We start from the raw sequence: 23,866 nt of genomic DNA on the forward strand, positions 1-23,866 counted from the left end.
CAAAGCAAAAGCGCTAAGGCGTGTTAGTGATAAGCTTTAGAAGTGGATTACGGTGCGGATCGACTTGCCTTCATGCATTAAATCAAAGGCTTTGTTGATGTCCTCTAACGGCATGGTATGCGTAATAAAAGTATCAAGTTCAAACTCACCGTTTAAATAACGCTCAACATAATCCGGTAATTCGCTGCGACCTTTTACGCCACCAAAGGCCGTACCGCGCCATACACGACCAGTAACCAACTGGAATGGCCGGGTTGAGATCTCTTGTCCGGCACCCGCCACACCAATAATCACCGATTCGCCCCAGCCTTTATGACAACATTCTAAAGCGGAACGCATCACGTTGACGTTACCAATACATTCAAACGAGAAATCCACGCCACCATCGGTCATCTCAACAATCACCTCTTGGATCGGTTTGTCGAAATGCTTCGGGTTTATCACATCAGTCGCGCCCAATTGTTTGGCGATCGCAAATTTATCTTCGTTAATATCAATGGCAATAATGCGGCTGGCTTTAGCCATAACTGCACCAATGATCGCCGATAAGCCGATGCCACCTAAACCAAACACTGCGACGGTATCGCCTTCTTTTACTTTGGCGGTATTCATTACCGCACCCATGCCGGTAGTGACGCCACAGCCGAGTAAGCAGACTTTTTCCAGCGGGGCTTCTTTATTAATTTTAGCCAGTGAAATTTCTGGTAATACCGTGTACTCAGAAAAGGTGGACGTGCCCATATAGTGATAAATTGGCTTACCGTCTTTTGAAAACCGAGTGGTGCCATCTGGCATCAAGCCTTTGCCTTGAGTAGCACGAATGGCTTGGCACAGGTTAGTTTTGCCCGATAAACAGAATTTACATTTACCACACTCTGGGGTGTACAGTGGGATCACATGATCGCCTACCGCCACTGAAGTGACGCCTTCACCGACGGCTTCAACAATACCACCCCCCTCGTGCCCTAAAATAGCCGGAAAAATGCCTTCAGGATCTTCACCAGACAAAGTAAAGGCATCGGTATGGCACACACCGGTAGCCACGATACGTACTAACACTTCACCTTTTTGTGGCGGCATTAAATCGACTTCTTCAATGGTTAACGGTTGACCTGGGCCCCAAGCGACGGCCGCACGCGTTTTAATCATGTTCATCTGTTGATCCTTATAAAAGTTACACAGGAAGATTTTACTATGGGGTTAAGTGTAACCTGATTTTGATTTTTTCCATATCAGGTTGAATAGCATTAAAATGCAAATCAGTTTTTCATTTTTGCAATAATGCAGCACTTTGTACTATGATCAAGGCGATTAACGCAAAAAGTGACAAGCGTTCTGGCGAGTAACAATAACAATGGCATTTTAATGAAACAATGGATCGGCATTAGTGAGTTTGTGGCCGTGGCTGAGCAACAGAGTTTTACTAAGGCCGCTAAACAGTTAGGCATTTCGGTCGCACAAGTCAGTCGTAACATTGCTGAATTAGAGGCGAGTCTTGCCATTAAACTGCTGTATCGCAGTACCCGCAGTGTCAGCCTGACTGAAGAGGGCTTATTGTATTTACAGCATTGTCGGCATTTGGTGGCCAGTTTAGATGAAGCAAACCGCACACTGGCCAACCTAAAAGTAACGCCTCGCGGCCAAATTAAACTGACCGCACCGGTTTTTTATGGTGAAACCCGAATTGCCCCACTGCTACATGATTTTATGCTGCGCTACCCCGACACTGAATTAGATTTGCAGCTTAGCAACAACAAACTGGATTTAGTTCAAGGCGGCTATGATCTGGCTATTCGACTTGGCACTTTAGAAAGCTCGAGTTTGATTGCCCGCAAGCTGGCCAGCCGCACACAATATGTGGTGGCATCTCCGGCATATTTAGCTCAGCATGGCACACCCACTAGCCTAACAGCCTTAGCGCAGCATCAATGCCTCACCGGCACAGTAGCGAATTGGCGCTTTATGCAGCAAGGAAAAATCGTTCAGTTTAAGCCACAAGGCCGTATTGTTTGCAATAGTGGCGTGGCACTGCGCGATGCCGCCCTTAAAGGGCTGGGTTTAGTGCAATTACCTGACTACTATGTCAGTGACAATTTGCAGCAAGGCGAGTTGGTGGCGGTTCTTAGTGAACTGCGGCAACCGGATGAGGGTATTTGGGCTATCTATCCACAAAATCGGCATTTATCCGCCAAAGTGCGGGTACTCGTGGACTATTTAGCATCAAAGCTGAGTTGAAACGCGCGCCTGTCGCCCTCATCGTTCTGTTATACACATTGTTTCACTGGCTTTAAACATCACAAGGATCTAGCTGCATGACGCCGTTAAAAATCGATTTAGTTTCTGATATTGCCTGCCCATGGTGCGCTATCGGCTATGCCCGCTTAGAGCAGGCATTAACACTGGCACCGGAATTAGCCGTCACCTTAGAGTGGCACGCCTTTGAATTAAATCCGGATAAAAACGCGCCACAGGAAGCGATATTACCGGCACTTAGCCGTAAATACGGTAAAAGTGAAGAAGAAATGCGCCAAGCGCAAGCCAATATGATGCAGATCGCCAGCGGCCTCGGCATCAATTTTAGCCAGTTACAGCAGCGCAAAACCTGTAATACCTTTGATGCGCATCGCTTGGTCAAATGGGCCGACACACAACAAAAAGCCACCGCCATGAAGCTGGCACTGTTTGATGCATATTTTGGTGAAGCAGCCAATGTGGCTGATAGATCAGTACTGGCAGAATGCGCGAAAAATGCCGGTTTAGATCAAACGCAAGCAGAACAGATCTTAGCCAGTAATGACTTCGCCGATATCGTATCTGCTGATATCGCTAAGTACCAACAAGCCGGTATTTCCTCAGTTCCGGCCTTTATCATTAATAACAAATACCTGATTTCTGGCGCACAAGAGCCACAGCAATTAGCCGCTTCACTGCGTCAAATTGCCAGCGAAAGCATAAAATAATCACTTTGCGCTCATTACCGCCAGACTATTTAGTCACTGTAGTATTGAGCCTATGCGCTGCGCTTGGTTATTTGCTGAAGAAAAAACCGCTATGCTATACGTTTTATTACATTTACCTTTTGTGTAAACAGCTTAAAACTGATTAAATTAGCGGTAATATTGTTATAAAGAGCTATTTATGCTGTTATCTCGCGTTAAGTCACCGTTATTCTTAGCTATCTTACTAACTCTGCTTTTAGCGCTCTGGTTAATTTTTGCAGATCATCGCCAAGCCTCCCAGCAAGCGCCAGAAGCCGCAGCGCCTGCCCCCGCTGCTGCTTTTACCGTGCAAACACAGTTGTCGAATGCCTCAGCCTACCCTGCAACGCAGCAGTTACAGGGGCAAATAATGGCTTGGCACAGTATTGACATAAAAGCCCAAGTTGCCGGACAGCTACTGCAATTAAACGTCGAGCAAGGCGATAAGGTCAAACAAGGGACAACGCTGCTGCAATTAAGTGATGAAGGACGCACAGCCCGCTTACAGCAAGCCAAAGCATTGTATCATTTACGACAAAGTGAACTGCAAAGCGCTCAACAATTAACCCGCCAACAATTTGTGAGTAAAACCGAATTAGCACGCTTACAAAGTGACTTAGCCAGTGCAGAAGCCAATTTAGCCGAGGCGGAATTAAATGTTGCCCACACGCAGCCTACGGCTCCCTTTAATGGTGTGCTGGCACGTCGTTACAGCGATCCGGGTAGCCGAGTGCAAATTGGCGATACACTGTTTCAATTAGTGGATATCAGTCAATTACGCGTAACAGCGCAAGTGCCACAACAACGCGTAGCAGAGTTATCGCTGGGTCAAACCGTGGCAGTCCATTTAATGAACGGCCAACAGCTTAACGGCAGCCTCAGTTTTATTAGCCCCGTCGCTGATGCACAAAGCCGCAGTTATTATATTGAAGCTACCGTGGCGAATCCTCAGTTACAGCCTCTCGCTGGTGCCAGTGCGACCTTAGTGATTGCCTTGTCGGCGGTCGAAGCTCATCAGATCTCACCGGCGTTATTGCGGCTTGACCCACAAGGACGGCTTGGTCTTTACACGGTAGAAAACGATGTAGTGCAGTTTTACCCCATCAGTTTATTAAGCACCGACAACAATAGCGCTTGGGTCACAGGTCTGCCAGCGCAAGCGGAATTGATCACACAAGGCGCAGGCTTTGTTGCGGTCGGCCAAGCCGTGACAGTGCAGCGCGGAGTCAGCGAATGAGAGCGTTAATCGCCGCGGCGATTGACCGCAGTCGAGCCAGCATTATGTTGCTGCTGTTTATTTTTGCTGCAGGCCTAACCGCCTATATCGTCATCCCAAAAGAAGCCAACCCCGATGTTGCCATTCCGATGATGTATGTGTCGATGTCGCTCGATGGCATCAGCCCAGAAGACGGTGAGCGATTACTGGTGCGGCCGATGGAGCACGAATTACGCTCGTTAGAGGGCATAAAAAAAATGACCTCCACCGCCAGCGAAGGTCATGCCTCGGTAATGCTAGAGTTTGACGCAGGTTTTGATCCAGATAAAGCCTTGGCGGATGTTCGAGTTAAAGTAGATGCCGCTCGCGCGAAACTGCCAGCAGAAGCCAAAGAGCCCACGGTCAACGAAATCAATGTGGCGTTATTTCCGGTGCTGTCAGTTGGCTTATCGGGGCCCATCGCCGAAGAAGTTTTGGTGCGCATTGCCCGTGCATTAAAAGAACAAATTGAAGCCATTCCGGAAGTGTTAGAAGTCGACATTGGCGGTGATCGAGAAGATTTACTGGAGATTGTCGTCGATCCACAAGTATTGCAAAGCTATGGCCTAGATTATCAACAGCTATTCTCGTTAGTCAGCAACAATAACCGCTTAGTCGCCGCCGGCAGTTTAGATACCGGTGCGGGGCGTATGGCATTAAAAGTGCCAGGGATCATTGAAGATCTTACCGATGTACTGGCGATGCCCATCAAAGTCAGTGGCGATACGGTCATCACCTTTGGCGATGTTGCGACCGTCAATCGTAGCTTTAAAGATCCACAAGGCTTTGCCCGGATCAATGGCCAGCCCGCCGTCGTACTCGAAGTAAAAAAACGCAGTGGTGCCAATATTATCTCCAGTATTGAGCAAACCAAGGCGTTATTAACCGAGGCCAGCAAACAATTTCCAGAAGGGCTGCAAATAGACTACATCATGGATCAATCTGTGCAGGTTGAAACCATGCTGTCGGATTTGCTTAACAACGTGCTGACCGCCGTGGTGTTAGTGTTAATTTTGATTATCGCTACCATGGGGCTGCGCAGTGCCTTATTGGTGGGCATCACTATCCCAGGCGCTTTTTTTGCGGGCATCATGCTGATCTGGGCACTGGGTTTTACCATGAATATTATCGTGTTGTTCGCGCTAATCTTAGTGGCAGGTATGTTAGTTGATGGCGCGATTGTCGTATCTGAATTAGCTGACCGTTTCAGTAAAGAAGGGCAAGATCGCAAGACTGCTTGGCTCAATGCCGCCGATAGAATGGCATGGCCTATCATCGCCTCTACCTGCACCACCCTTGCGGTGTTTGTGCCTTTATTATTTTGGCCAGGCATGGTCGGGCAATTTATGAAATACCTACCGGCGACCGTGATTGTCTGTTTACTTGCATCCATGGTGATGGCGCTCATTTTCTTACCGGTGATGGGTAGCCTTGGCCGTTATCGACCACCGGCACCCGATATTGCTGAACCGGCAAACCGTTTTAGCGCGGGCTATCGTCGTGCGTTAAGCGTAGTATTACATTGGCCCGGTCGCAGCTTGGCTTTTACGCTATCGGCGATTATTTTGGTGTATTTTGCTTATGCCAAATTTAACTATGGTACTGAATTTTTTCCGGCCGTAGAGCCAGAATCGGCGCAAGTCTGGGTACGGGCTCGCGGTGACATGTCCATTTTTGAAAAAGATGCTTTGCTGCAAAAAGTGGAGCAGCGTTTATTGCATTTACCTGAAGTGAAAGCCTTATATGCGCGCTCAATGGCCAGTGCGGGTGGCGAGCTAACGGCAGATGTTGTAGGCACCTTACAGTTTCAATTTATTGATTGGGATCAACGCCGCCCTGCGGCGGCCATATTACACGATATGCGGCAACTGACCGCCGATATCCCCGGCATTATGCTGGAGTTTCGCCAACAGCAAGAAGGCCCTGCTGCGGGTAAACCGGTGGAGTTATTAATTACATCACAAGATCCATCGCAAATTGATGCGGCAACCGCGTTGGTCATTGCTAACATGCAGCAACTCGGTGGTTTTGTCGATATTGAAGATGATCGTAATTTACCGGGTATCGAATGGCGAGTAGAAGTGAACCGCGCCGAGGCCGCCCGTTTTGGCGCAGATGTATTAACCGTCGGCAATGCCATTCAATTGGTCAGCAATGGTTTATTACTGGCTCGGTTTCGTCCGGAATACGCCAGTGATGAAGTCGATATTCGGGTACGCTTTCCTCATAACGAACGCTCGCTCAGCCAGTTATCACGATTAACCGTGGCAACCACCTCAGGTCAGGTGCCGCTGAGTAACTTTGTCAATGTGGTGCCCTCCCCCAAAACCAGTGTGATTAAACGCGTTGACAGTAACCGAGCCATCACCATCAAAAGCGATTTGGCAGAAGGTTATCAGTTAACAGAACGTTTAAATACACTTCGCTCTGCCGACATTACGCTTCCCGACGGGGTGATGATTCAAACCGCAGGTGAAGATGCCGATCAACAAGAAACCATGAGTTTTTTACTCGGCGCTTTTGTGATTGCTATCTTTATCATGCTGATGATTTTGCTGGCGCAATTTAATAGTTGGTATCAAAGTTTACTGATTTTATCCGCCATTGTTCTATCTACCGCAGGCGTTTTGCTGGGTTTGCTGATCAATGGCCAAAGTTTTGGTATTGTGATGGTGGGCATGGGAATTATTGGTTTGGCCGGTATCGTGGTAAACAACAATATTGTGTTAATTGATACCTACAACCAATTTCGCGCACAAGGCCATACTGCGGTCAGTGCGGCGTTAGAGACAGGCTGTTTACGTCTAAGGCCGGTGTTATTGACGTCAATTACTACGGTGCTGGGCTTAATGCCGATGGTGCTATCGGTGAATGTAAATTTACTGGAACCCAGTTTAGGTTTTGGTGCACCCTCTACCATGTGGTGGACTCAGCTATCGAGTGCCATCGCCGGAGGTTTAACCTTTGCCACGATATTAACGCTGTTTTTGACCCCTGCACTGCTGGTGTTGGGCGATAAATTTCGCCGCAACCCAGCAATAGCAACCACTGCAAAAGAATAGACTTAACGCTTAAGGTTGTTTCGCCGACTGTGTCGCTTTGTCAAACAAGCTGGCACTGTCGGTTAAAAACACTTCTGGATTTTTGGGCGTACTAATAAGCATAGGTTGTGACAATAATTCCGCTTGATACTGCGGCATTATTTGCGGCCCAGCCGCTTGCATGTAGGGCACTAACCAATAAGTACTCGCTAAGACAATTGTTAACACTAGCTGCAAACTTTTACGTTGCATTCCCGCCAGTTTAAAGCCATTCCAAAACAACACTACAAGCAGTACTGCAGGCAGGGTTAACTGCAACACCTCGACCAACATCGCCTGACTAAAGTTAAAACTTAACCAGCGGCTCAATTCTGACCAAAGCAACCAAATTGCGGTAATGAGCAGGATCAGTGTCACCTGCGGTCGAAAGTTTGACTCTTGCGAGCGCAGCCGCGCCCATAACGCTAACAGTGCAGGCCACAGCAGCAAAGCCAATAAAATAAACGGAATACTTAATAACTGTCGATGCCAATTCTCAGCCGCCTCACCGATGGCACCCAGCCACATTTCATAAGAAAAGTACGCAGAAACCAACAACAATAATAAGATCAGCAAAGGTACGGACGATAATAACTGTAAACTGTGCCAGCCCTTAGCAAGTATGCGCGTTGGCGCCACACTGGCCGCAGCAAAAAATACACGTAAACGTTGCTTGCCTAAGATAAATTCTTGGCCAGAATGCGGGATCGCTGTTTGCTGAATACGCTGCCCTGCGCTATTTAAAGTACCATTTGCCGAATCCAGATCGCGCAACTGCCACAGCCCCTGCTCATCGCAACTGAGTATGGCATGCTCAGCGCAGCTATGCGGATCCAATAAGATAACATCGTTGTCATAACTACGACCAATCCGGATATCGTTTTGAGTAAATTTATGGATCCCAATACTTTTTCCCTGATTATTTAACAGCTCAATAATTACTGCCATTTCACTGTCTCCATAAACTTACGGGTAAACGCATCGGCATTTTGTTTACTAACGCCCGCTAACGAAAAGTGACTCACAAAACCTTGCTGCTCAGCAGGCACGGTTCCAGCTAAAAACAACACATCAAATAACTCGGGGTAATCTTTGTAGGCACGCACACAATAAATGGTGCGAGCTGCAACGTGTTTGTCGCCGACAATGTCACTTAAACAGCTATACTCGCCGACATCACGCACCGAAGCACGATTGTCTGGACGCATTTGCTTGAGTTTGTTCGCGTAATGATGCACGAATTTAGTCATGGCTAACGCCGAGCCATCAAACCACTCAAATTGCATTTGAATTTTGCCGGTGGTGAATTGATGACTAATAAACACCTCTTCCGACAACCCACAAAACGCGGCAGAAGCGCGAATTTCTTGCTCTACGCGAGGAGGATTAGTACGAGCCCAACAAGTGATATAAGGCGCGATGCTCTCTGGCACTAAACCGCGGCCTAAAGCTTTCATTTGCCAGTTAGCGTTTAATAATGGCTCGAGCATTTGTTGTTGGTTAGCCAATAACTGTTGGCCAATTTGTGTTTTTAATAGCTCAACCGCAGGGACCTCGGCAGGCTGTGCCTTAACCAGGGCTTTAACTTGCGCCATCGGCACCACAAAACCTAATTGATTACCGCCCGTTGACACATTCACACCCACCACTTGGCCAAGCTCGTTAACACTAGGGCCACCACTCATGCCCGGATTAATCGAGCCCGTGACATGTAAGCGTGGATAAAAGCTTTGTTGCTTCAAACCATTATAGGTACCCGGCACCACAACCATGCCTAAATCATGCGGATTTCCTAAACTGAACACCTCCGCGCCCTGCTCCGGTAAGGCATCGGCTAACGCAAAAAAATGCCCTACTCTGGCTGGCGCTTTTAACAAGGCTAAATCGTTTACCACATCTAGGGCTAAAATCTCTAATGGCTGTAAGCCATCATCCCCAAACTTTGCCATTAATTGATAGCTATCTGGGGTGGCAACGCGGCTTGCAACCACATGATAATTGGTGATCACCAACTCGGGCGCAATATAAAAACCGCTGCCAATTGAGGTTTTGTGCTGAGTTTGTTTTTCAACAACCTGCACCTGCAGTAAGGCATCTTGATATTGGCTAAAGACCTGTTGCGCATTGTCCGCTTGTACCTGAAGGGCTGCCAAGCCGAAACAACACGCCATGCTAATGAAAAAACGCCTATAAAACATCCTGATAACTCCCGACATAACAAGATTTGACCTTAGCACTCCCTGTTTTTTTTACAAGCTTAATCTGCCGGTCATCACGCTAAACACGGCTATTCTCTTTTGAGATTCGTGATCCGATAACCAATGACCGGAAGTACATCCTCGCCTGGGCATGTCGATGGCGCAGCAAAAAAGGCGTCATTGCAGTGCCCACTGTTATCTTCTAAACAAAATTCAAAACGCACAGCGCTTTTCACCGGTGCATTGAGCAACCCTGCCGGTAAATGTTGCCATTGCCACTTAGCGATGGCTTTGCGAGCTTCACGGGCAAATCGATGTGAGGACGCATGCAACACCTGCACATCCGTTAATTGATTAGTGGGCGTCACCACATAAGAAAGGCTGGCACAACCCTCGGTACCCTCTATGGCTTCTTCGACCGGATAAAGCGGTTCAATCGGCTTGACCACCTGCCACGACGGCTGATTCAGCAAACCTGGCGTTAACGGTAAATCAGAATAGGCTGAAGGCGCTGGGGTTTGGCAAGCACTGAGCATGAGTGCCGCGAGTATGATGCTGAGCTTGATACCATACTGGGGGTTGCTAACAATAACCATTCTAGTTCCTTTAGATTAAATTCAAATAAACACTGACAACACGCTGTGATAACGACTGATGGATAAAACATAAACAGTCAGCAATTTAACGCAACATCGCAAAAAAATAAAGTTTACATTTCAGTTTCAATTCACCAAAAACAAAACCCCAGCAAGCTGGGGTTTTACAGCGACTTAAAATGCACGGTTTAGCGCATAGCCACCAGCATACTGTTTGGCTGCTCTAAATACTGTTTCCACAAATTAGTAAAGCGTGCAATGGTACCGCCATCAATAACGCGGTGATCGCCTGACCAGCTCACTTGCATAATTTGCCGAGCGACCACTTGGCCTTTGGCATCAAAGCGCGGTAAAGACTGTACCTTACCTAGGGCGACAATCGCCACTTCCGGTTTATTGATGATGGGTGTCGCTACTGTGCCACCAATGGCGCCAATATTACTGATGGTAATCGTGCCGCCTTTTAAATCAGCTGGACTCACTCGGCCTTCGCGAGCAGCATCCGTTAATTTAGTTAAGGCATTAGCAATTTCCACAATGGACTTTTGCTCACACCCTTTAATATTTGGCACTAACAAACCAACTTTAGAGTCAACCGCAATGCCAATATTGTGCGCACTAAAATAAGTTAACTCAGTGCAGTCGGCATTCGGCTGACTGTTCATTACCGGAAACTCATTGATCGCCAGCGATAAGGCTTTCATAAAGAACGGCATCATGGTCAGTTTCACGCCTTGCTTGGCATAGTGATCTTTTAACTGGCTGCGCAGGGCAATCAATTCCGTTAAATCGATTTCTTCGCAATAAGTAAAATGCGGAATAGTCGATACCGACTCGGTCATTTGCCGAGCCATGGCTGCTTTAATCCCCCGAATGGCTTCAACGCGATGAGTCGCTGATGCTGCAGCTGGCGCTGCAGAAGCTGTCGTGTTGCTCACGCTGCTGGCAGTTGCTTGCGTCGTGGGCTTCGCCTCACCGGCAGTAAAGGCACGGACATCGTCTTTAAACACTCGGCCTTTATCACCAGAGCCTGGTACCAAATGAATATCCACACCCAGTTCACGTGCTAAGCGCCGCACCGCAGGGCTAGCTAAGGCTTTACCTTGTGGCGCCTGACGATTTACCGCAGCATGATTACTGGCTTGAGGCTGAGCATTTACGGTGCTGCTCGCGATGGCTGCGGGGGCTGCGGTAACCGCATTGTTGCTGTCAGATGGCGCATCCACTGCAAGACTGATGGCAAATAACGGCGCATGCACCTTGGCAATTTCACCTTTGGCATAATACAGTTTACTGACAACACCCGAGTGTTTTGCTGGGATCTGCACTAAGGCTTTATCAGTCATCACATCACAAACCGGTTGATCTTCGCTGATGGTCTCACCTTCAGCAACTAACCATTCTACGATTTCACACTCGACAATACCCTCACCGATATCCGGTAAAATAAAGTCTTCACTGATCATGCCATTGGCTTGTGGCGCAGCAGCAGGCTGAGCTGGGGCCGCTACTTGGGTGGCCTTCGCGGGTTCAACATGGGCAGCGGTATTGCCATCGTCGGCAATCTCCATTGCAAATAATGGCGCATGTACCTTAGCAATCTCGCCTTTGGCATAATACAATTTACTGACCACACCGTTATAAACCGCGGGGATCTGCACTAAAGCTTTGTCGGTCATCACATCACAAACCGGTTGGTCTTCACTGATGGTATCGCCCTCAGCAACCAGCCATTCCACGATTTCACACTCAACAATACCTTCGCCAATATCTGGCAGAATAAAATCCTGTTTCATCCAAGGCTCCTTAGAAGTTAACCGAGCGTTTAATCGCTTCGAAGGTTTTCAGATGATCGGCGACATATTCTTTTTCTAGCGCCAGCGGATAAGGTGTATCCATACCGCACACCCGTTCGATGGGACTTTCGAGGTGCAAGAAACAGCTGCCTTGAATGGTCGCGGCAATTTCACCAGCGAAACCACCGGTTAATGGCGCTTCATGGTTAATCACTAAACGGCCAGTTTTTTTCACGGATGCGGCAACGGTATCCGCATCCCATGGCAGAATGCTGCGCAAGTCAATCACTTCACAAGAAATACCTTCGGCAGCGGCCATCTCAACGGCTTTTTGAATAATTTCCATTTGCGCGCCCCAGCCGAGTACTGTGACATCCTTACCTTGTTGCAGGATCTCAGCTTTACCGATAGGTAACTCGTAATACTCTTCTGGAACTTCACCAATGGAGGCACGATACAGTTTCTTCGGTTCAAAAAAGATCACCGGATCCGGGCAAGCAATCGAGGCTAAGAGTAAGCCTTTCGCTTGATAAGGGTCACGAGGTACCACGATTTTTAAACCCGGGGTGTGCGCAAAATAGGCCTCTGGGCTTTGGCTGTGGTAATGTCCACCAGCAATGCCGCCGCCGTAAGGCGTACGAAACACCAAGCCACCGACATTAAATTCATTACCTGAGCGGTAGCGAAACTTGGCGGTTTCATTGACGATTTGGTCAAAGGCGGGGAAGATATAATCCGCAAATTGAATTTCAGCGACCGGCTTCATGCCCTGTGCCGCCATACCATTGGCAAAACCAGCGATACCTTGCTCAGTCAGTGGCGTGTTGAAACAACGGGCTTTACCATATTTTTCTTGCAGTTTACTGGTTGCACGAAATACACCACCAAAGTGGCCAACATCTTCACCAAAACAGACCACGCCATCATCTTTAGCCATTGCCAAATCGAGGGCATTGTTAATGGCCTGCAACATGTTCATTTTTGCCATTAGTCTAATCTCCCCGCCGTGATCGGATACGCATCTGGATATTTCCGGATATGCTGTTTTAATTCGTCTAATTGTTGCTGTAATGCAGGAATAGGCTCGGCATAAACATCAGAAATTAAGTGTTCGATACCAGGCTTCGCCACTTTTTCAGCCACTTTAAGGGCATCTAAGATATCAATACGTAACTGCTCAGTTTGCGCTTTGTCAGCCGCTTCATCCAGCCAACCTTGCTGTAATAACCAGGCTTTGTAACGGGCAATAGGGTCGTTCTTGCGCCACAAGGCTTCTTCTTCCTTAGAACGATAGCCGCTTGGATCATCAGAAGAAGAATGGGCACCTAAACGGTATGCCATCGACTCAATTAATACCGGCTCGTTATGCTTTAACGCATATTCACGGGCCATTTGCGTTGCCTTAAACACCGCCAGAATATCGGCACCGTCAACTCGAATCGACTTCATGCCATAACCTACCGCGCGACAGGCAATACCGTCACCGACAAACTGCTCATTCGCTGGCGTAGAAATGGCATAGCCATTGTTTCGGCAGAAGAAAATCACCGGTGCTTTGTGCACCGCTGCCATATTTAAACCGGCATGGAAGTCGCCTTCAGAAGCCGCGCCTTCACCAAAATAACAAATTGTCACGGCGTCCAATCCTCGCAACTTTTGCGCATAAGCATAACCACTGGCCTGTGGGATCTGGGTGCCTAAGGGTGACGAAATCGTCATATAGTTGATGGCATTGCTTCCATAATGCACCGGCATCTGCCGGCCTTTACCCAAGTCTTTCTCGTTGGAGAACAACTGGTTCATAAATTGTTCAAGCGTAAAGCCGCGATAGCGCAAAGCACCTTGTTCGCGGTATTGCGCCATAATCATGTCAAGATCCGTTAACGCTGCCGCACTGCCGACAGTGGTTGCCTCTTCGCCTAAGCATTGCATGTAAAAACTGATACGACCTTGGCGCTGTGCAGCCAACATCCTTTCATCTAACACTCGGATAAACACCATAGTGTCATACATTTTTAACGCGGTTGCCTTGTCTAACGTGGGTGCCTCTGCTTCTGCATAAAGGCTACCATCGTCTTTCAGGATCCTTAAGGTAGGGATTTTTAACGCGTCACTGGCAGTAAACTCTGCGCGATGCACCGTAGTAATGGTGGCGTTATTTGGATTGGTCATAAGGACTCTCTTGGTTGTAATGACTCGTTTTTCCGCTAGACTTTACCTTTACGTAAACTGCAATGCAACCGCGCGCTGGCATAAAAAAACCTGACAGCACACAGTACTGTCAGGTTATATTTACTGGCTAAAGCCGTTAAGACGTTAGATCAGGTTATGTTGAATGTCTGTGGGTACCACCATCAGCATAGCACGCTGCCCAATGGCCACTTTAGCGTTCGGGAAAATTAACGCCTCCCCCTCGCGCTCTACCCGATACTCTAAGTCACCATCGGTGGCCAATAAGCTACCTAACGGATAACTGGTGAAATTCTGGACATCGTCAGCAAAATGCAACTTGAAATCTTGAGTTTGCTTGTTAATGGCGCGATACACTTCATAAAGATGAAAATCTTCTGCCGCAAAAGGTTTCGGCGCAAGTAAACGGTTAGTAATCAGTGCACGTAAGGCACTGTCTGCTTGGGCAAAACGTGACATATCATTTTGGCCAAACGGCTGCACTTTACCCAGCTCTATGGTAAAGGCATCCGCGCCATGGCTGTGCGACGCATAATAGCTAAAGGTACTGGCCGGCGTTTGCATCATCAGCACCGTGTGCACATCGCAAGCCGCCAGAAATTGTAACTGTTGTTTGCGCCAAGGCTTACCATGTAAAAAAGGATACACGGCGAACTTCTCAAAACGAGAGCCACGAATGGCGGTGTGTAAATCATATAAACAACGCGGCTCATTGGCCGGGGCGCCTTCATAAAATCGTGTAACATACTGCTCTAACGCTTGGGCGCGTTGCCGCTCGGCGTTGATTAAACCCGCCCCCTTACTATGATGCCCCGAAAATAACCGATTTAAATTCTCAGTCACTTCACGACGGCCTAAATTTATGGCGGCAGGATTAGCGAATAGCACTAATACCCGCTCAGTAGGTGTTAAATGCCCCTGTAAAATATCTTGCACGATAGCGTCACACAGTTCGATGGGAGCCGTTTCATTACCATGCACACCACAACTGAGAATAATATGTTGTCGAGCGGCTTGGGCGGGCTGAAAACAGATCACGCCAGTATCCCAGATCTCTACAGTAACGCCTGAGCCTAATTCAAACTGACAAGGGGCTAAACCATTAGGATTGGCTAAGGTAAAAGCTAAAAAATCGCCGCTATGACGAAACTGCTCCATCATCATTGATGTTACTCCTGTCGATAAAATGTTAATGCTTAGTCGTTTTTTTTTCTGATAGTAACCCGAGAAAGCCTGATCACCAAACGCCGCAGTTAGCACGAAGCTATTCAAGGTTGTAAGGGGCTGGCATTATAAGCAGGATTGGCCAAATGCCGTTTATTAAACTCTAGGTAAGCAGCAGGATCTTGCCCTGCCCACAATTCCAGAACATTTAGAAAGGCGGGATCTTGTCTTATTTGTGGCATTACCGCGTTGATTTCGGCTAAGACCGCTTGGCCCCATGCCGTTTTAGCACAGCCAATGGCACCAGGCATGTGCGTTTGATCGTTTTCTTGCAGTGGGGTTAACGTTAACTCGCTGTCAAACACTTTATGAAAATAATTGGCAATAATCGGATAATCCATCGTGTAATCTAAGCGATCTGCCACAATCATCTGCAGGATCGCAATAGCACCGCCACTGCCAGTTCGCGCGAGAAACGGTGGGGTTTTATCTAACAAGGGCTGCAAAATACTATAGCGCCGCCCCGCCGGATAACCTAAGCGGTAGTGTTTGTCAGCTAATAAGGCGGTAAAAGCTAATGGATTACCATAGCGCAATTGTATCTGTGCCGCTTTGACTTTAGTGGTGATCAATTGATAGGGGTAATAGACATGGGTCGGTAAACTGAAATAGGCTCGCTCATCATGTCGGCCATGATAAATCATACAAGGAAAGCATACATCAACTTGTTGGCGTAGCAAACTACTGATGCGCGCTTGTGGCATTAACCACACTGAACGTTGTTTATCTGGCAAGGCGCGATGTACCGCATCCATTAAACTATCACATAAGCCTAATCCTTGATAAGGCCCGTCAATAATATGAAACGGCGGTGCATCATTAATAGCCCAATTCAAAACGTTAACTTTTGCCTCGTTAGCACTGGCTATTTTGCTTAAGCAGAATACGCTTAATACCACACAAAGAAAACGCATACACTGTTACTCTACACTCTCGAATTTGACATCAGCTTAGAATAAAGTAAGACAAGTTTCGAGCATTAAATAAAACGGCAGCGCAAGCGCTGCCGTCTAGACGATGACAAAACGTAAGCAGACGTTTACTTTTTACGTCACGTCACAGGATTTCAAATCCCACACCCGTGCAACATAATCGTTGATAGAACGATCAGAGGTAAATTTCCCAACCGATGCGGTATTAATAATGGCTTTCTCAGCCCAAAGTGCTGGGTCGCGATACCATGTATCGACTTTTTGCTGCGCCGCTAAGTAAGACTCAAAATCAGCCAATACTAAGTATGGATCGTTGTCATCTAACAAGCTGCGTTTAATTGCCGCTAACTCACCGGGTTTGCCCGGCGTAAAGTAATCGGTTTCTAACCAATCCAGAATCGCTTTCAACTCAGGGTTATTGTGGTAATACTCACTGCTATGATAACCCTTCTGATGCAACGCTTTCACTTCATCTACTGTTAAACCGAAGATCGCGATATTGTCTTCACCAACTTCTTCGGCAATTTCAATATTAGCCCCATCCAAGGTTCCCACTGTAATGGCACCATTTAACGCCAGTTTCATATTACCGGTACCCGACGCTTCTTTACCAGCAGTAGAAATTTGCTCAGAAATATCTGCTGCAGGGATCAGTTTTTCAGCCAAAGTAACCCGATAGTTCGGCATAAATACCACTTTGATACGGTTTTTAACTCGTTTATCGTTGTTGATTTTCTCTGCGACTTTATTGATGGCATAAATTATGTCTTTAGCCAGCTTGTAGCCGGGTGCGGCTTTAGCACCAAACAAGAACACGCGAGGCACCATATCGTAGTCTGGATTTTGCAAAATGCGACGATATAACGCCAAAATGTGCAGTAAATTCAGATGTTGCCGTTTGTATTCATGTAAACGTTTAATTTGCACGTCAAACATCGCGGTAGGATCAACATCGATGCGCGTCAGCTTCTTAATCACTTCGGCTAAATCAGCTTTATTTTGCTGTTTAATCGTCATAAAGTTTTCTTGAAACTGCGGATCTTTGGCATGCTCAACCAGTTTTTGTAACTTATTCAGCTCTCGTGGCCAGTCAGTGCCAACCACCGAATCCAGTAACTTAGCTAAACGCGGGTTACATGACTTTAACCAACGTCGTGGCGTGACACCGTTAGTAATGTTGGTAAATTTATCCGGCCATAATGCCACCATTTCTGGGAACAGATCGGATTGCACTAATTTAGAGTGTACTTCGGCAACACCATTTACTTTAAATGAACCCACCACCGATAAATGCCCCATCCGAACCATCGGCTCATGGCCTTCTTCGATAATAGACAATTTACGTTTTTTCTCGTTATCGCCAGGCCACAATACGTCTACCTGCTCTAACAAGAAACGACGGTTGATTTCATAAATGATCTCAATATGTCGTGGTAGGACTTTTTCAAACAATCTTACCGGCCAACGCTCTAGTGCTTCTGGCAAGAGGGTATGGTTGGTGTAGGCAAAAACCTGCTGACAAATCGCCCATGCATCATCCCAAGCCATTTGCGCTCGGTCGACTAAAATGCGCATTAATTCAGGAATCGCTACCGCAGGGTGAGTATCGTTTAATTGAATGACCACTTGTTTTCCAAAGTGGCTCCAATCATCACCATGCCGACGTTTATAACGACGGATAATGTCTTTTAATGAACAAGAACAAAAGAAATACTGTTGAATTAACCGTAATTCTTTACCGGCATCCGTTTCATCATTGGGGTATAACACCTTGGAAATGTTTTCTGCTTCCACGTTTTCCCGTGCCGCATCAATATAACCACCGGAATTAAATACGTCCCAGTTAAAAAAGTCTGAAGCACGGCTTTCCCATAAACGCAGCACGTTAACTGAGCTGCCTTCGTAACCCACGATAGGAATATCCCAAGGCACACCTTTGATGATCCGTCCCGGGTGCCAGACTTTTTGCATTTGGCCTTGTAAATCAAATACCGTTTCGACATAACCATAAACAGCAATTTCTTGTACTGATTCTGGGCGACAAATCTCCCAAGGGTTACCGTATTCGCGCCAGCTGTCTGGACGTTCAATTTGCCGGCCATCTTGAAAACTTTGCTGGAATAAACCGTTTTCGTAATGAATACCATATCCAATGGCCGGATAATTTAAGGTGGCTAACGATTCGATAAAGCACGCGGCTAAGCGCCCTAAACCACCGTTACCCAGTGCCATATCTTCTTCTTGATCTTCCAAATCGGCAATGTCTAAGCCCAATTCAGATAAGGCTTGTTTTGCTTGCTCGTATAACCCAAGGTTATGCAGGTTATTACTGAACATACGTCCCATCAGGTACTCTAAACTGAAATAGTGGAGTGCCCGGGTATCTTTTTCATAATGGGTACGTTGTGTAGTTCTTAAACCGTCGTAGATTTGTTCGTTGACAGCCGCACAGGTCGCGCGCCACCAAGCCTGATGATTGGCTTTATTAAGATCGGTTCCTAAGGTGGAGTGTAAATGTTTAACAATGCGTTCTTTCAACTGCTCTGTGGCAGTTGCGGCAGACGAGGCCGCTTTAGATGTAGTGTTTTTTTTCATTGCCAATCCTAAAGTTTTACGCGTATCTCACGATTTCAATGCACATTTGTTGAAAAATTACCAAAACAATAGCCTATAAAGGTCGTTTTGGCAAAAAAAATAGTGCGTTTTGTAATTAAATTACACAACCATGATTTTTATCTAAAACGCAAAAGGCAGGCAAACGCGTGACATAAGCGTGTTTAACTGCCAAAAGGGTATAACACTACATTTTACTGAACACATCAGCCACAAAGGCTTTTGCATCAGTTTCTAACTGCTCTAAGTGGGCCTGATCAACAAAACTCTCTAAGTAAATTTTGTAGGCATTTTCGGTACCCGATGGCCGCGCAGCAAACCAGCCATTCTTTGTCACGACTTTTACGCCACCAATACTGGCATCGTTACCGGGTGCCTTCGTTAATACCGCTAAGATGGCATCACCCGCTAAATGGGTGGCACTGACACTGCTGGTATCCAGATTCTTCAATGCCGCTTTTTGCTTGGCATCCGCCGGCGCATCTAAACGACGATACAACGGCGAGCCCAGCTCACGTGTTAATGCTTGGTATTGCTGATAAGGGTCAACACCGGTTTTTGCCAGCATTTCAGCGGCTAATAAGCCTAGGATAAAACCGTCTTTATCGGTAGACCAAGCGGAACCATCATGGCGTAAAAAACTGGCACCGGCGCTCTCTTCGCCACCAAAAGCAATAGTGCCTTGGTGTAAACCTTCAACAAACCATTTAAAGCCAACCGGTACTTCTTTTAAAATACGGCCTTGTGCTGCAACGACTCGGTCAATTAGCGCACTGGATACCAAGGTTTTACCGATGGCCAGTTTGTCATCCCACTGCGGTCGATTCGCCAGTAAATAATTGATCGCCACCGCCAAGTAATGGTTTGGATTCATCAAGCCACCACTGCGTGTCACGATGCCATGACGGTCAAAATCTGGATCATTACCAATGGCCACATCAAACTGATCTTTGAGTTTAATTAAATTCGCCATGGCATAAGCAGAGGAACAATCCATACGGATCTTGCCGTCTTTATCTAACGACATAAAAGAGAATGATGGGTCAACTTTGTTGTTTACTACGGTAATATTTAAACCGTAACGTTCAGCAATACGGGGCCAATAGGCAATACCGGAACCCCCTAAAGGATCCACCCCGATCCGTATCCCGGCTTTGGCAATCGCGGCCATATCGATCACGTTTTCAAGGTCATCAACATAGTGCTGGATATAATCAATATGCTGGCAATAGCCTGATTGTATGGCCAAGGCGTAGGGCATCATCCGAACACCCTCTAATTCATTAGCCAGTAATTCATTAGCGCGTTGCTCAATCCAGTCTGTCGCATCGGTATCCGCTGGGCCACCGTGCGGTGGATTGTACTTAATACCGCCATCTTCAGGTGGATTGTGCGACGGTGTAATAACAATACCATCGGCAAGTTGGCCAGTAGCGCCTTTATTTTGCGTTAAAATGGCATGCGAAATAACCGGCGTAGGCGTATAGCCAAGGCCTTCTTGAATACAAACCTGAATGTTGTTAGCAATTAACACCTCCAAGGCACTGGCAAAGGCGGCTTCAGATAAGGCATGCGTATCTTTACCTAAAAACAACGGACCCGTAATCCCCTGTGCTTTACGATAATCAGCGACTGCTTGGCAAATGGCTAAAACGTGCGGCTCGTTGAAAGAGCAGCTTAATGCGCTACCACGATGCCCAGAAGTCCCAAAGCTAACGCGGTGAGTGGCATGGCTATGAATATCGGGTTCTAGGACATAATAGGCCGTCATTAAGCGGCAAACATTCGGGATAAGTTCGTTAGGTACCGGCTGACCTGCCAGCGGATGTAATGACATAACCATTCCTTAATTATTATAATAAATCGCGAATACGTTCTGCGTCTTCAGCGCTATAACCCAGTTTGCTTGCCGTTTCTGTCAACATCATTTTCTTGCGAGTTGTGTTTGAGTTAGTAATCACCCAAAAATCCGTATTCGGAATTTGCTTAGGGTTTGTACTACTGCCACTTTCAGACAATTCAGCTGCTGATTTAGCAAAATACAGTCGATTGCGTCCTTTAATTTCCAACACATTGGGGAAGTCTTTTTTGTGTACTCGGGCTAACACCGACAACAAATACAGAAAACGGCCAACAATATTGTGCTCGGCTTGTAAATCAGCCGGTGTGACCAGATCAAAAATATTGCCTTGTTTCTCGGTACGCTTTGGCTGCTCGCTAACCGTTGCAACCGGAACCACTGGCGCTTCAGATTTAGCTTTGTTGAGCTCTGACGAGCTGTCAAGGGATGCCGTGGAAGTTTTTAGCGGGGCACCAGGCAATAAACGACGCAGTATATCCGACGCACTTTCGCCAATCTGTAATGTCTGTGCCGCAATGTATTGATACAAATCGTCGTCAATTTCAATGGTTTTCATAGATTTAATCCGTTACCTCAAATTCAGCTCATTATATAAAGGCTTTGCCACTGACGCCAGTTCGCTGTTTTGTTAAAATAGCAGCAATTACGCAGATAGGATAATTATGATTTTACATTATCAATTAACAGGCCAAGGCCCCTTAGTGGTGTTAGTCCACGGTTTATTCGGTAGCTTAGAAAATTTAGGCGGTGTAGCGCGTGCGTTAAGCGAGCATTTTCAGGTACTCAACATTGATGTACGTAATCATGGCCGCTCTGCACACAGTGATGAAATGAACTATTCGCTGATGGCAGCCGATCTGTCTGAAACCTTAGAGGGTTTAGGGCTGCGACCTTTTGCAGTGTTAGGACACTCGATGGGCGGTAAATTGGCGATGGAATTTGCGCTGCGTTACCCTGAGCAACTCGACCGCTTAATTGTGGCGGATATTGCTCCGGTCAGTTACAGCGCTCGGCATAACTCGGTTTTTGCCGGCTTAAATCAGGTTGATCTTTTGCACATCGCCAATCGCGGTGAGGCAGACCAACAAATGGCGCAGCACATTGTTGAACCTGGTGTGCGGCAGTTTTTACTGAAGAGCTTAGAAAAAACAGACAACGTATTTCGTTGGCGCTTTAACTTAGCCGCCTTGCAGCAGCAGTATCCGCAGCTGATAAGCGCGCCACAAGCCGGGGGCCAATTCAATGGTAAAGTCTTGTTTATCAAGGGCGCCGAATCGGATTATATTTTGCCAGAACATCGCGAAACTATCTTAGGCTTATTTCCAAAGGCACAAGCGAAGATCATTCAAGGCACAGGGCATTGGTTACATGCCGAAAAACCCAGTGCATTTAATAAGCTGGTATCTGACTTTTTATTGACGTAACGCAGAAAACTTTTCACTAAATATGCTATGATGCGCGCACTTTTTTCAGAGGCGAACGATGTCAATGAGCATAGAACAGTTTGAAACCATTGGATTATGGTTAGGACTTGGCGGATTGTACTTCTTTATCGTACTAGCTATCCGAGACGTCTTGAAGAAAAGTGAAGCACCAAGAATCGGACATATCTTTGTTTGGCTAGTGCTGTTTTTATCACCTCTGGTGTTTATCGTGAAAAGTATTGTGCAGTATTTTTTCGAATAAGAGGGTTACAGATTAATGGCGAAAATAGCCACTGATCGCACAACTATTGATTTGTTTGCTTTGGATAAGCGTCCTGGTCGGCCCAAAACCAATTTGTTGCCACGGGAAGAACAACTGAAACAAAACAAACGTAATCAAATTAAACGCGATCGTGTTAAGGGCTTAAAGCGTATTGAGTGTAAAGTGCCAGAACAGCTTTGTGAAAAGCTTGATTTGGCCGCTGCACAAGCAAATATGACACGTAGTCACTTTATTGAACATCTTTTAGAACAGGCTTTGGCCGGGTAAGAAGGCTTAAAACATGGCAACAGTTGGCATTTTTTTTGGTAGCGATACAGGTAACACTGAACATATCGCCAAAATGATCCAGAAAGAACTGGGTAAACAGTTAATAGAAGTACGGGATATCGCTAAAAGCAGTAAAGAAGATATAGCGAATTTTGATTTACTGCTGCTGGGCATTCCTACTTGGTATTATGGCGAAGCACAATGTGACTGGGACGATTTCTTCCCAGAACTTGAAGGCATCGACTTTAATAATAAACTGGTTGGTATCTTTGGTTGTGGTGATCAGGAAGATTACGCGGAGTATTTCCTCGATGCGATGGGCACATTACGTGACATCATCGAACCTAAAGGCGCCATCATCGTTGGACACTGGCCAACCGCAGGCTACAACTTTGTGGCTTCAAAAGCCTTAGTAGATGATAACCACTTTATCGGTTTAGGGGTTGACGAAGATCGTCAACCTGAATTAACCGAAAAAAGGGTTAAGCAGTGGTGTAAGCAAGTTTATGATGAAATGAGTCTAGCTGAATTTGCCTCGCTGTAATTTCAGCCAGCGCTTAGGCTATTCAAACAAAGGCTGCCATGGGCAGCCTTTGTGCTTTTGATGCTTAGCCAGCGCGATATTGTGCTTTCTTTCGCACATACAAGGTACGATTGACCTCACACACCACCTGATGTTTTGCATCATGAATGTGCACCAAAAATTGTGGAAAATATTTGTCGCCTTGCGCTGTGTGTTGCTTGATGTCGGTCACGGTGTCATCCGATAACCAAAACTCAGCCACCAACTTACTGTAGCCAGGACTAATAAAGTTGATGTCTGCTTGTTTATCCCAAACGTGGTACTCTTTACCTAAGGCGCCCATTAACATCAAGGGATAAATGGGATCGGTCATCGCAAACATAGAACCGCCAAATTGACTGCGATTAATGTTTTTGGTCCAAGGCCGTGATTTTAGCTCTACTTTACAATAGCGATAATCATCACTTAATACCGTTACTCTGATACCACAAAATAAAAACGGCGGCCAAAAATTAAGTAAATGCCGCAGCACCGATGGCTTAAATGCCCAACGCATAAGTTCCCCTGGTAAGACCTGTTTAGCGCATTCTACCGATTGCCGTTAACAGTACAAGAGTGGCTCTTAAAAAAGCAATCTACATAAAGC

At 46.6% G+C, this 23,866-nt stretch carries 21 protein-coding genes; 8 read left to right on the plus strand and 13 right to left on the minus strand.

Going from position 1 to position 23,866, the window contains the following annotated elements; translation table 11 throughout:
• Positions 1-36: 36 nt before the first annotated feature.
• The gene (locus ORJ01_RS00420; RefSeq protein ID WP_306176568.1) at positions 37-1,155 is read right to left on the minus strand and encodes an S-(hydroxymethyl)glutathione dehydrogenase/class III alcohol dehydrogenase; all 1,119 of its coding nucleotides are present in this window, start codon (positions 1,153-1,155) and stop codon (positions 37-39) included.
• Between the two features lie 210 nt (positions 1,156-1,365).
• On the opposite strand from ORJ01_RS00420, the gene ORJ01_RS00425 reads away from it, so the two are divergent.
• From ORJ01_RS00425 to ORJ01_RS00440, 4 genes are all read left to right on the plus strand, one after another.
• A complete protein-coding gene (locus tag ORJ01_RS00425) occupies positions 1,366-2,235 on the plus strand; it encodes a LysR family transcriptional regulator (RefSeq protein ID WP_306176569.1) in 870 nt (289 codons plus the stop codon).
• Between the two features lie 77 nt (positions 2,236-2,312).
• Positions 2,313-2,960 (plus strand): DsbA family oxidoreductase, encoded by a 648-nt coding sequence (locus ORJ01_RS00430; protein ID WP_306176570.1) that lies wholly within the window; start codon positions 2,313-2,315, stop codon positions 2,958-2,960.
• A 178-nt stretch (positions 2,961-3,138) separates the two neighbouring features.
• A complete protein-coding gene (locus ORJ01_RS00435) occupies positions 3,139-4,215 on the plus strand; it encodes an efflux RND transporter periplasmic adaptor subunit (RefSeq protein ID WP_306176571.1) in 1,077 nt (358 codons plus the stop codon).
• Positions 4,212-7,295: an efflux RND transporter permease subunit gene (locus ORJ01_RS00440; RefSeq protein ID WP_306176572.1), complete on the plus strand. Its 3,084-nt coding sequence runs from the start codon at positions 4,212-4,214 to the stop codon at positions 7,293-7,295. Before ORJ01_RS00435 ends, ORJ01_RS00440 begins: the two co-directional genes overlap by 4 nt.
• Positions 7,296-7,304: 9 nt before the next feature.
• Here ORJ01_RS00440 and ORJ01_RS00445 read toward each other — a convergent pair whose 3' ends face one another.
• The 11 genes from ORJ01_RS00445 to seqA form a co-directional block, all read right to left on the minus strand.
• Complete coding sequence (locus tag ORJ01_RS00445; protein WP_306176573.1) at positions 7,305-8,261, minus strand: FHA domain-containing protein; 957 nt, start codon at positions 8,259-8,261, stop codon at positions 7,305-7,307.
• Positions 8,252-9,511 carry a S1C family serine protease gene (locus tag ORJ01_RS00450; protein WP_306176574.1) on the minus strand — a complete coding sequence of 420 codons (1,260 nt, stop codon included), beginning with the start codon at positions 9,509-9,511 and terminating at the stop codon, positions 8,252-8,254. Before ORJ01_RS00450 ends, ORJ01_RS00445 begins: the two co-directional genes overlap by 10 nt.
• 89 nt (positions 9,512-9,600) lie before the next feature.
• Positions 9,601-10,107 carry an energy transducer TonB gene (locus ORJ01_RS00455; RefSeq protein WP_306176575.1) on the minus strand — a complete coding sequence of 169 codons (507 nt, stop codon included), beginning with the start codon at positions 10,105-10,107 and terminating at the stop codon, positions 9,601-9,603.
• Positions 10,108-10,295: 188 nt separating this feature from the next.
• Positions 10,296-11,903: a dihydrolipoyllysine-residue acetyltransferase gene (locus tag ORJ01_RS00460; RefSeq protein WP_306176576.1), complete on the minus strand. Its 1,608-nt coding sequence runs from the start codon at positions 11,901-11,903 to the stop codon at positions 10,296-10,298.
• 10 nt (positions 11,904-11,913) lie between these two features.
• The gene (locus ORJ01_RS00465) at positions 11,914-12,891 is read right to left on the minus strand and encodes an alpha-ketoacid dehydrogenase subunit beta (protein ID WP_226751495.1); all 978 of its coding nucleotides are present in this window, start codon (positions 12,889-12,891) and stop codon (positions 11,914-11,916) included.
• A complete protein-coding gene (locus ORJ01_RS00470; protein WP_226751494.1) occupies positions 12,891-14,075 on the minus strand; it encodes a thiamine pyrophosphate-dependent dehydrogenase E1 component subunit alpha in 1,185 nt (394 codons plus the stop codon). Before ORJ01_RS00470 ends, ORJ01_RS00465 begins: the two co-directional genes overlap by 1 nt.
• Before the next feature lie 144 nt (positions 14,076-14,219).
• A complete protein-coding gene (astE, locus tag ORJ01_RS00475) occupies positions 14,220-15,257 on the minus strand; it encodes a succinylglutamate desuccinylase (RefSeq protein WP_306176577.1) in 1,038 nt (345 codons plus the stop codon).
• 104 nt (positions 15,258-15,361) lie between these two features.
• Positions 15,362-16,231 carry an ABC transporter substrate-binding protein gene (locus ORJ01_RS00480; protein ID WP_306176578.1) on the minus strand — a complete coding sequence of 290 codons (870 nt, stop codon included), beginning with the start codon at positions 16,229-16,231 and terminating at the stop codon, positions 15,362-15,364.
• Positions 16,232-16,363: 132 nt separating this feature from the next.
• A complete protein-coding gene (locus ORJ01_RS00485) occupies positions 16,364-18,844 on the minus strand; it encodes a glycogen/starch/alpha-glucan phosphorylase (protein WP_306176579.1) in 2,481 nt (826 codons plus the stop codon).
• A 205-nt stretch (positions 18,845-19,049) separates the two neighbouring features.
• On the minus strand, positions 19,050-20,699 hold the full coding sequence (gene pgm, locus ORJ01_RS00490) for a phosphoglucomutase (alpha-D-glucose-1,6-bisphosphate-dependent) (RefSeq protein WP_306176580.1): 1,650 nt from the start codon (positions 20,697-20,699) through the stop codon (positions 19,050-19,052).
• A gap of 16 nt (positions 20,700-20,715) precedes the next feature.
• Positions 20,716-21,279 carry a replication initiation negative regulator SeqA gene (gene seqA / locus ORJ01_RS00495; RefSeq protein WP_226751489.1) on the minus strand — a complete coding sequence of 188 codons (564 nt, stop codon included), beginning with the start codon at positions 21,277-21,279 and terminating at the stop codon, positions 20,716-20,718.
• A 106-nt stretch (positions 21,280-21,385) separates the two neighbouring features.
• On the opposite strand from seqA, the gene ORJ01_RS00500 reads away from it, so the two are divergent.
• From ORJ01_RS00500 to fldA, 4 genes are all read left to right on the plus strand, one after another.
• Positions 21,386-22,147: an alpha/beta fold hydrolase gene (locus tag ORJ01_RS00500; RefSeq protein WP_226751488.1), complete on the plus strand. Its 762-nt coding sequence runs from the start codon at positions 21,386-21,388 to the stop codon at positions 22,145-22,147.
• A gap of 64 nt (positions 22,148-22,211) precedes the next feature.
• Positions 22,212-22,409 (plus strand): DUF2788 domain-containing protein, encoded by a 198-nt coding sequence (locus ORJ01_RS00505; protein ID WP_226751487.1) that lies wholly within the window; start codon positions 22,212-22,214, stop codon positions 22,407-22,409.
• A 15-nt stretch (positions 22,410-22,424) separates the two neighbouring features.
• Positions 22,425-22,697, plus strand: coding sequence for a LexA regulated protein (gene ybfE / locus ORJ01_RS00510; protein ID WP_226751486.1), 273 nt, complete (start codon positions 22,425-22,427; stop codon positions 22,695-22,697).
• Positions 22,698-22,710: 13 nt separating this feature from the next.
• The gene (gene fldA, locus ORJ01_RS00515) at positions 22,711-23,241 is read left to right on the plus strand and encodes a flavodoxin FldA (RefSeq protein ID WP_226751485.1); all 531 of its coding nucleotides are present in this window, start codon (positions 22,711-22,713) and stop codon (positions 23,239-23,241) included.
• A gap of 64 nt (positions 23,242-23,305) precedes the next feature.
• Here fldA and ORJ01_RS00520 read toward each other — a convergent pair whose 3' ends face one another.
• The gene (locus ORJ01_RS00520; protein WP_229585883.1) at positions 23,306-23,776 is read right to left on the minus strand and encodes a DUF4442 domain-containing protein; all 471 of its coding nucleotides are present in this window, start codon (positions 23,774-23,776) and stop codon (positions 23,306-23,308) included.
• Between the last annotated feature and the right edge of the window lie 90 nt (positions 23,777-23,866).

The organism is Alishewanella sp. SMS8 (genome assembly GCF_030737935.1).
GTDB classification, from domain to species: Bacteria; Pseudomonadota; Gammaproteobacteria; order Enterobacterales; family Alteromonadaceae; genus Alishewanella; species Alishewanella maricola.

Excerpts from the sequence above, each read along its gene's own strand:
- ORJ01_RS00420 (WP_306176568.1), bottom strand. The coding sequence starts at position 1,155 with ATGAACATGATTAAAACGCGTGCGGCCGTCGCTTGGGGCCCAGGTCAA.
- ORJ01_RS00425 (WP_306176569.1), top strand. The coding sequence starts at position 1,366 with ATGAAACAATGGATCGGCATTAGTGAGTTTGTGGCCGTGGCTGAGCAA.
- ORJ01_RS00430 (WP_306176570.1), top strand. The coding sequence starts at position 2,313 with ATGACGCCGTTAAAAATCGATTTAGTTTCTGATATTGCCTGCCCATGG.
- ORJ01_RS00435 (WP_306176571.1), top strand. The coding sequence starts at position 3,139 with ATGCTGTTATCTCGCGTTAAGTCACCGTTATTCTTAGCTATCTTACTA.
- ORJ01_RS00440 (WP_306176572.1), top strand. The coding sequence starts at position 4,212 with ATGAGAGCGTTAATCGCCGCGGCGATTGACCGCAGTCGAGCCAGCATT.
- ORJ01_RS00445 (WP_306176573.1), bottom strand. The coding sequence starts at position 8,261 with ATGGCAGTAATTATTGAGCTGTTAAATAATCAGGGAAAAAGTATTGGG.
- ORJ01_RS00450 (WP_306176574.1), bottom strand. The coding sequence starts at position 9,511 with ATGTTTTATAGGCGTTTTTTCATTAGCATGGCGTGTTGTTTCGGCTTG.
- ORJ01_RS00455 (WP_306176575.1), bottom strand. The coding sequence starts at position 10,107 with ATGGTTATTGTTAGCAACCCCCAGTATGGTATCAAGCTCAGCATCATA.
- ORJ01_RS00460 (WP_306176576.1), bottom strand. The coding sequence starts at position 11,903 with ATGAAACAGGATTTTATTCTGCCAGATATTGGCGAAGGTATTGTTGAG.
- ORJ01_RS00465 (WP_226751495.1), bottom strand. The coding sequence starts at position 12,891 with ATGGCAAAAATGAACATGTTGCAGGCCATTAACAATGCCCTCGATTTG.
- ORJ01_RS00470 (WP_226751494.1), bottom strand. The coding sequence starts at position 14,075 with ATGACCAATCCAAATAACGCCACCATTACTACGGTGCATCGCGCAGAG.
- astE (WP_306176577.1), bottom strand. The coding sequence starts at position 15,257 with ATGATGATGGAGCAGTTTCGTCATAGCGGCGATTTTTTAGCTTTTACC.
- ORJ01_RS00480 (WP_306176578.1), bottom strand. The coding sequence starts at position 16,231 with ATGCGTTTTCTTTGTGTGGTATTAAGCGTATTCTGCTTAAGCAAAATA.
- ORJ01_RS00485 (WP_306176579.1), bottom strand. The coding sequence starts at position 18,844 with ATGAAAAAAAACACTACATCTAAAGCGGCCTCGTCTGCCGCAACTGCC.
- pgm (WP_306176580.1), bottom strand. The coding sequence starts at position 20,699 with ATGTCATTACATCCGCTGGCAGGTCAGCCGGTACCTAACGAACTTATC.
- seqA (WP_226751489.1), bottom strand. The coding sequence starts at position 21,279 with ATGAAAACCATTGAAATTGACGACGATTTGTATCAATACATTGCGGCA.
- ORJ01_RS00500 (WP_226751488.1), top strand. The coding sequence starts at position 21,386 with ATGATTTTACATTATCAATTAACAGGCCAAGGCCCCTTAGTGGTGTTA.
- ORJ01_RS00505 (WP_226751487.1), top strand. The coding sequence starts at position 22,212 with ATGAGCATAGAACAGTTTGAAACCATTGGATTATGGTTAGGACTTGGC.
- ybfE (WP_226751486.1), top strand. The coding sequence starts at position 22,425 with ATGGCGAAAATAGCCACTGATCGCACAACTATTGATTTGTTTGCTTTG.
- fldA (WP_226751485.1), top strand. The coding sequence starts at position 22,711 with ATGGCAACAGTTGGCATTTTTTTTGGTAGCGATACAGGTAACACTGAA.
- ORJ01_RS00520 (WP_229585883.1), bottom strand. The coding sequence starts at position 23,776 with ATGCGTTGGGCATTTAAGCCATCGGTGCTGCGGCATTTACTTAATTTT.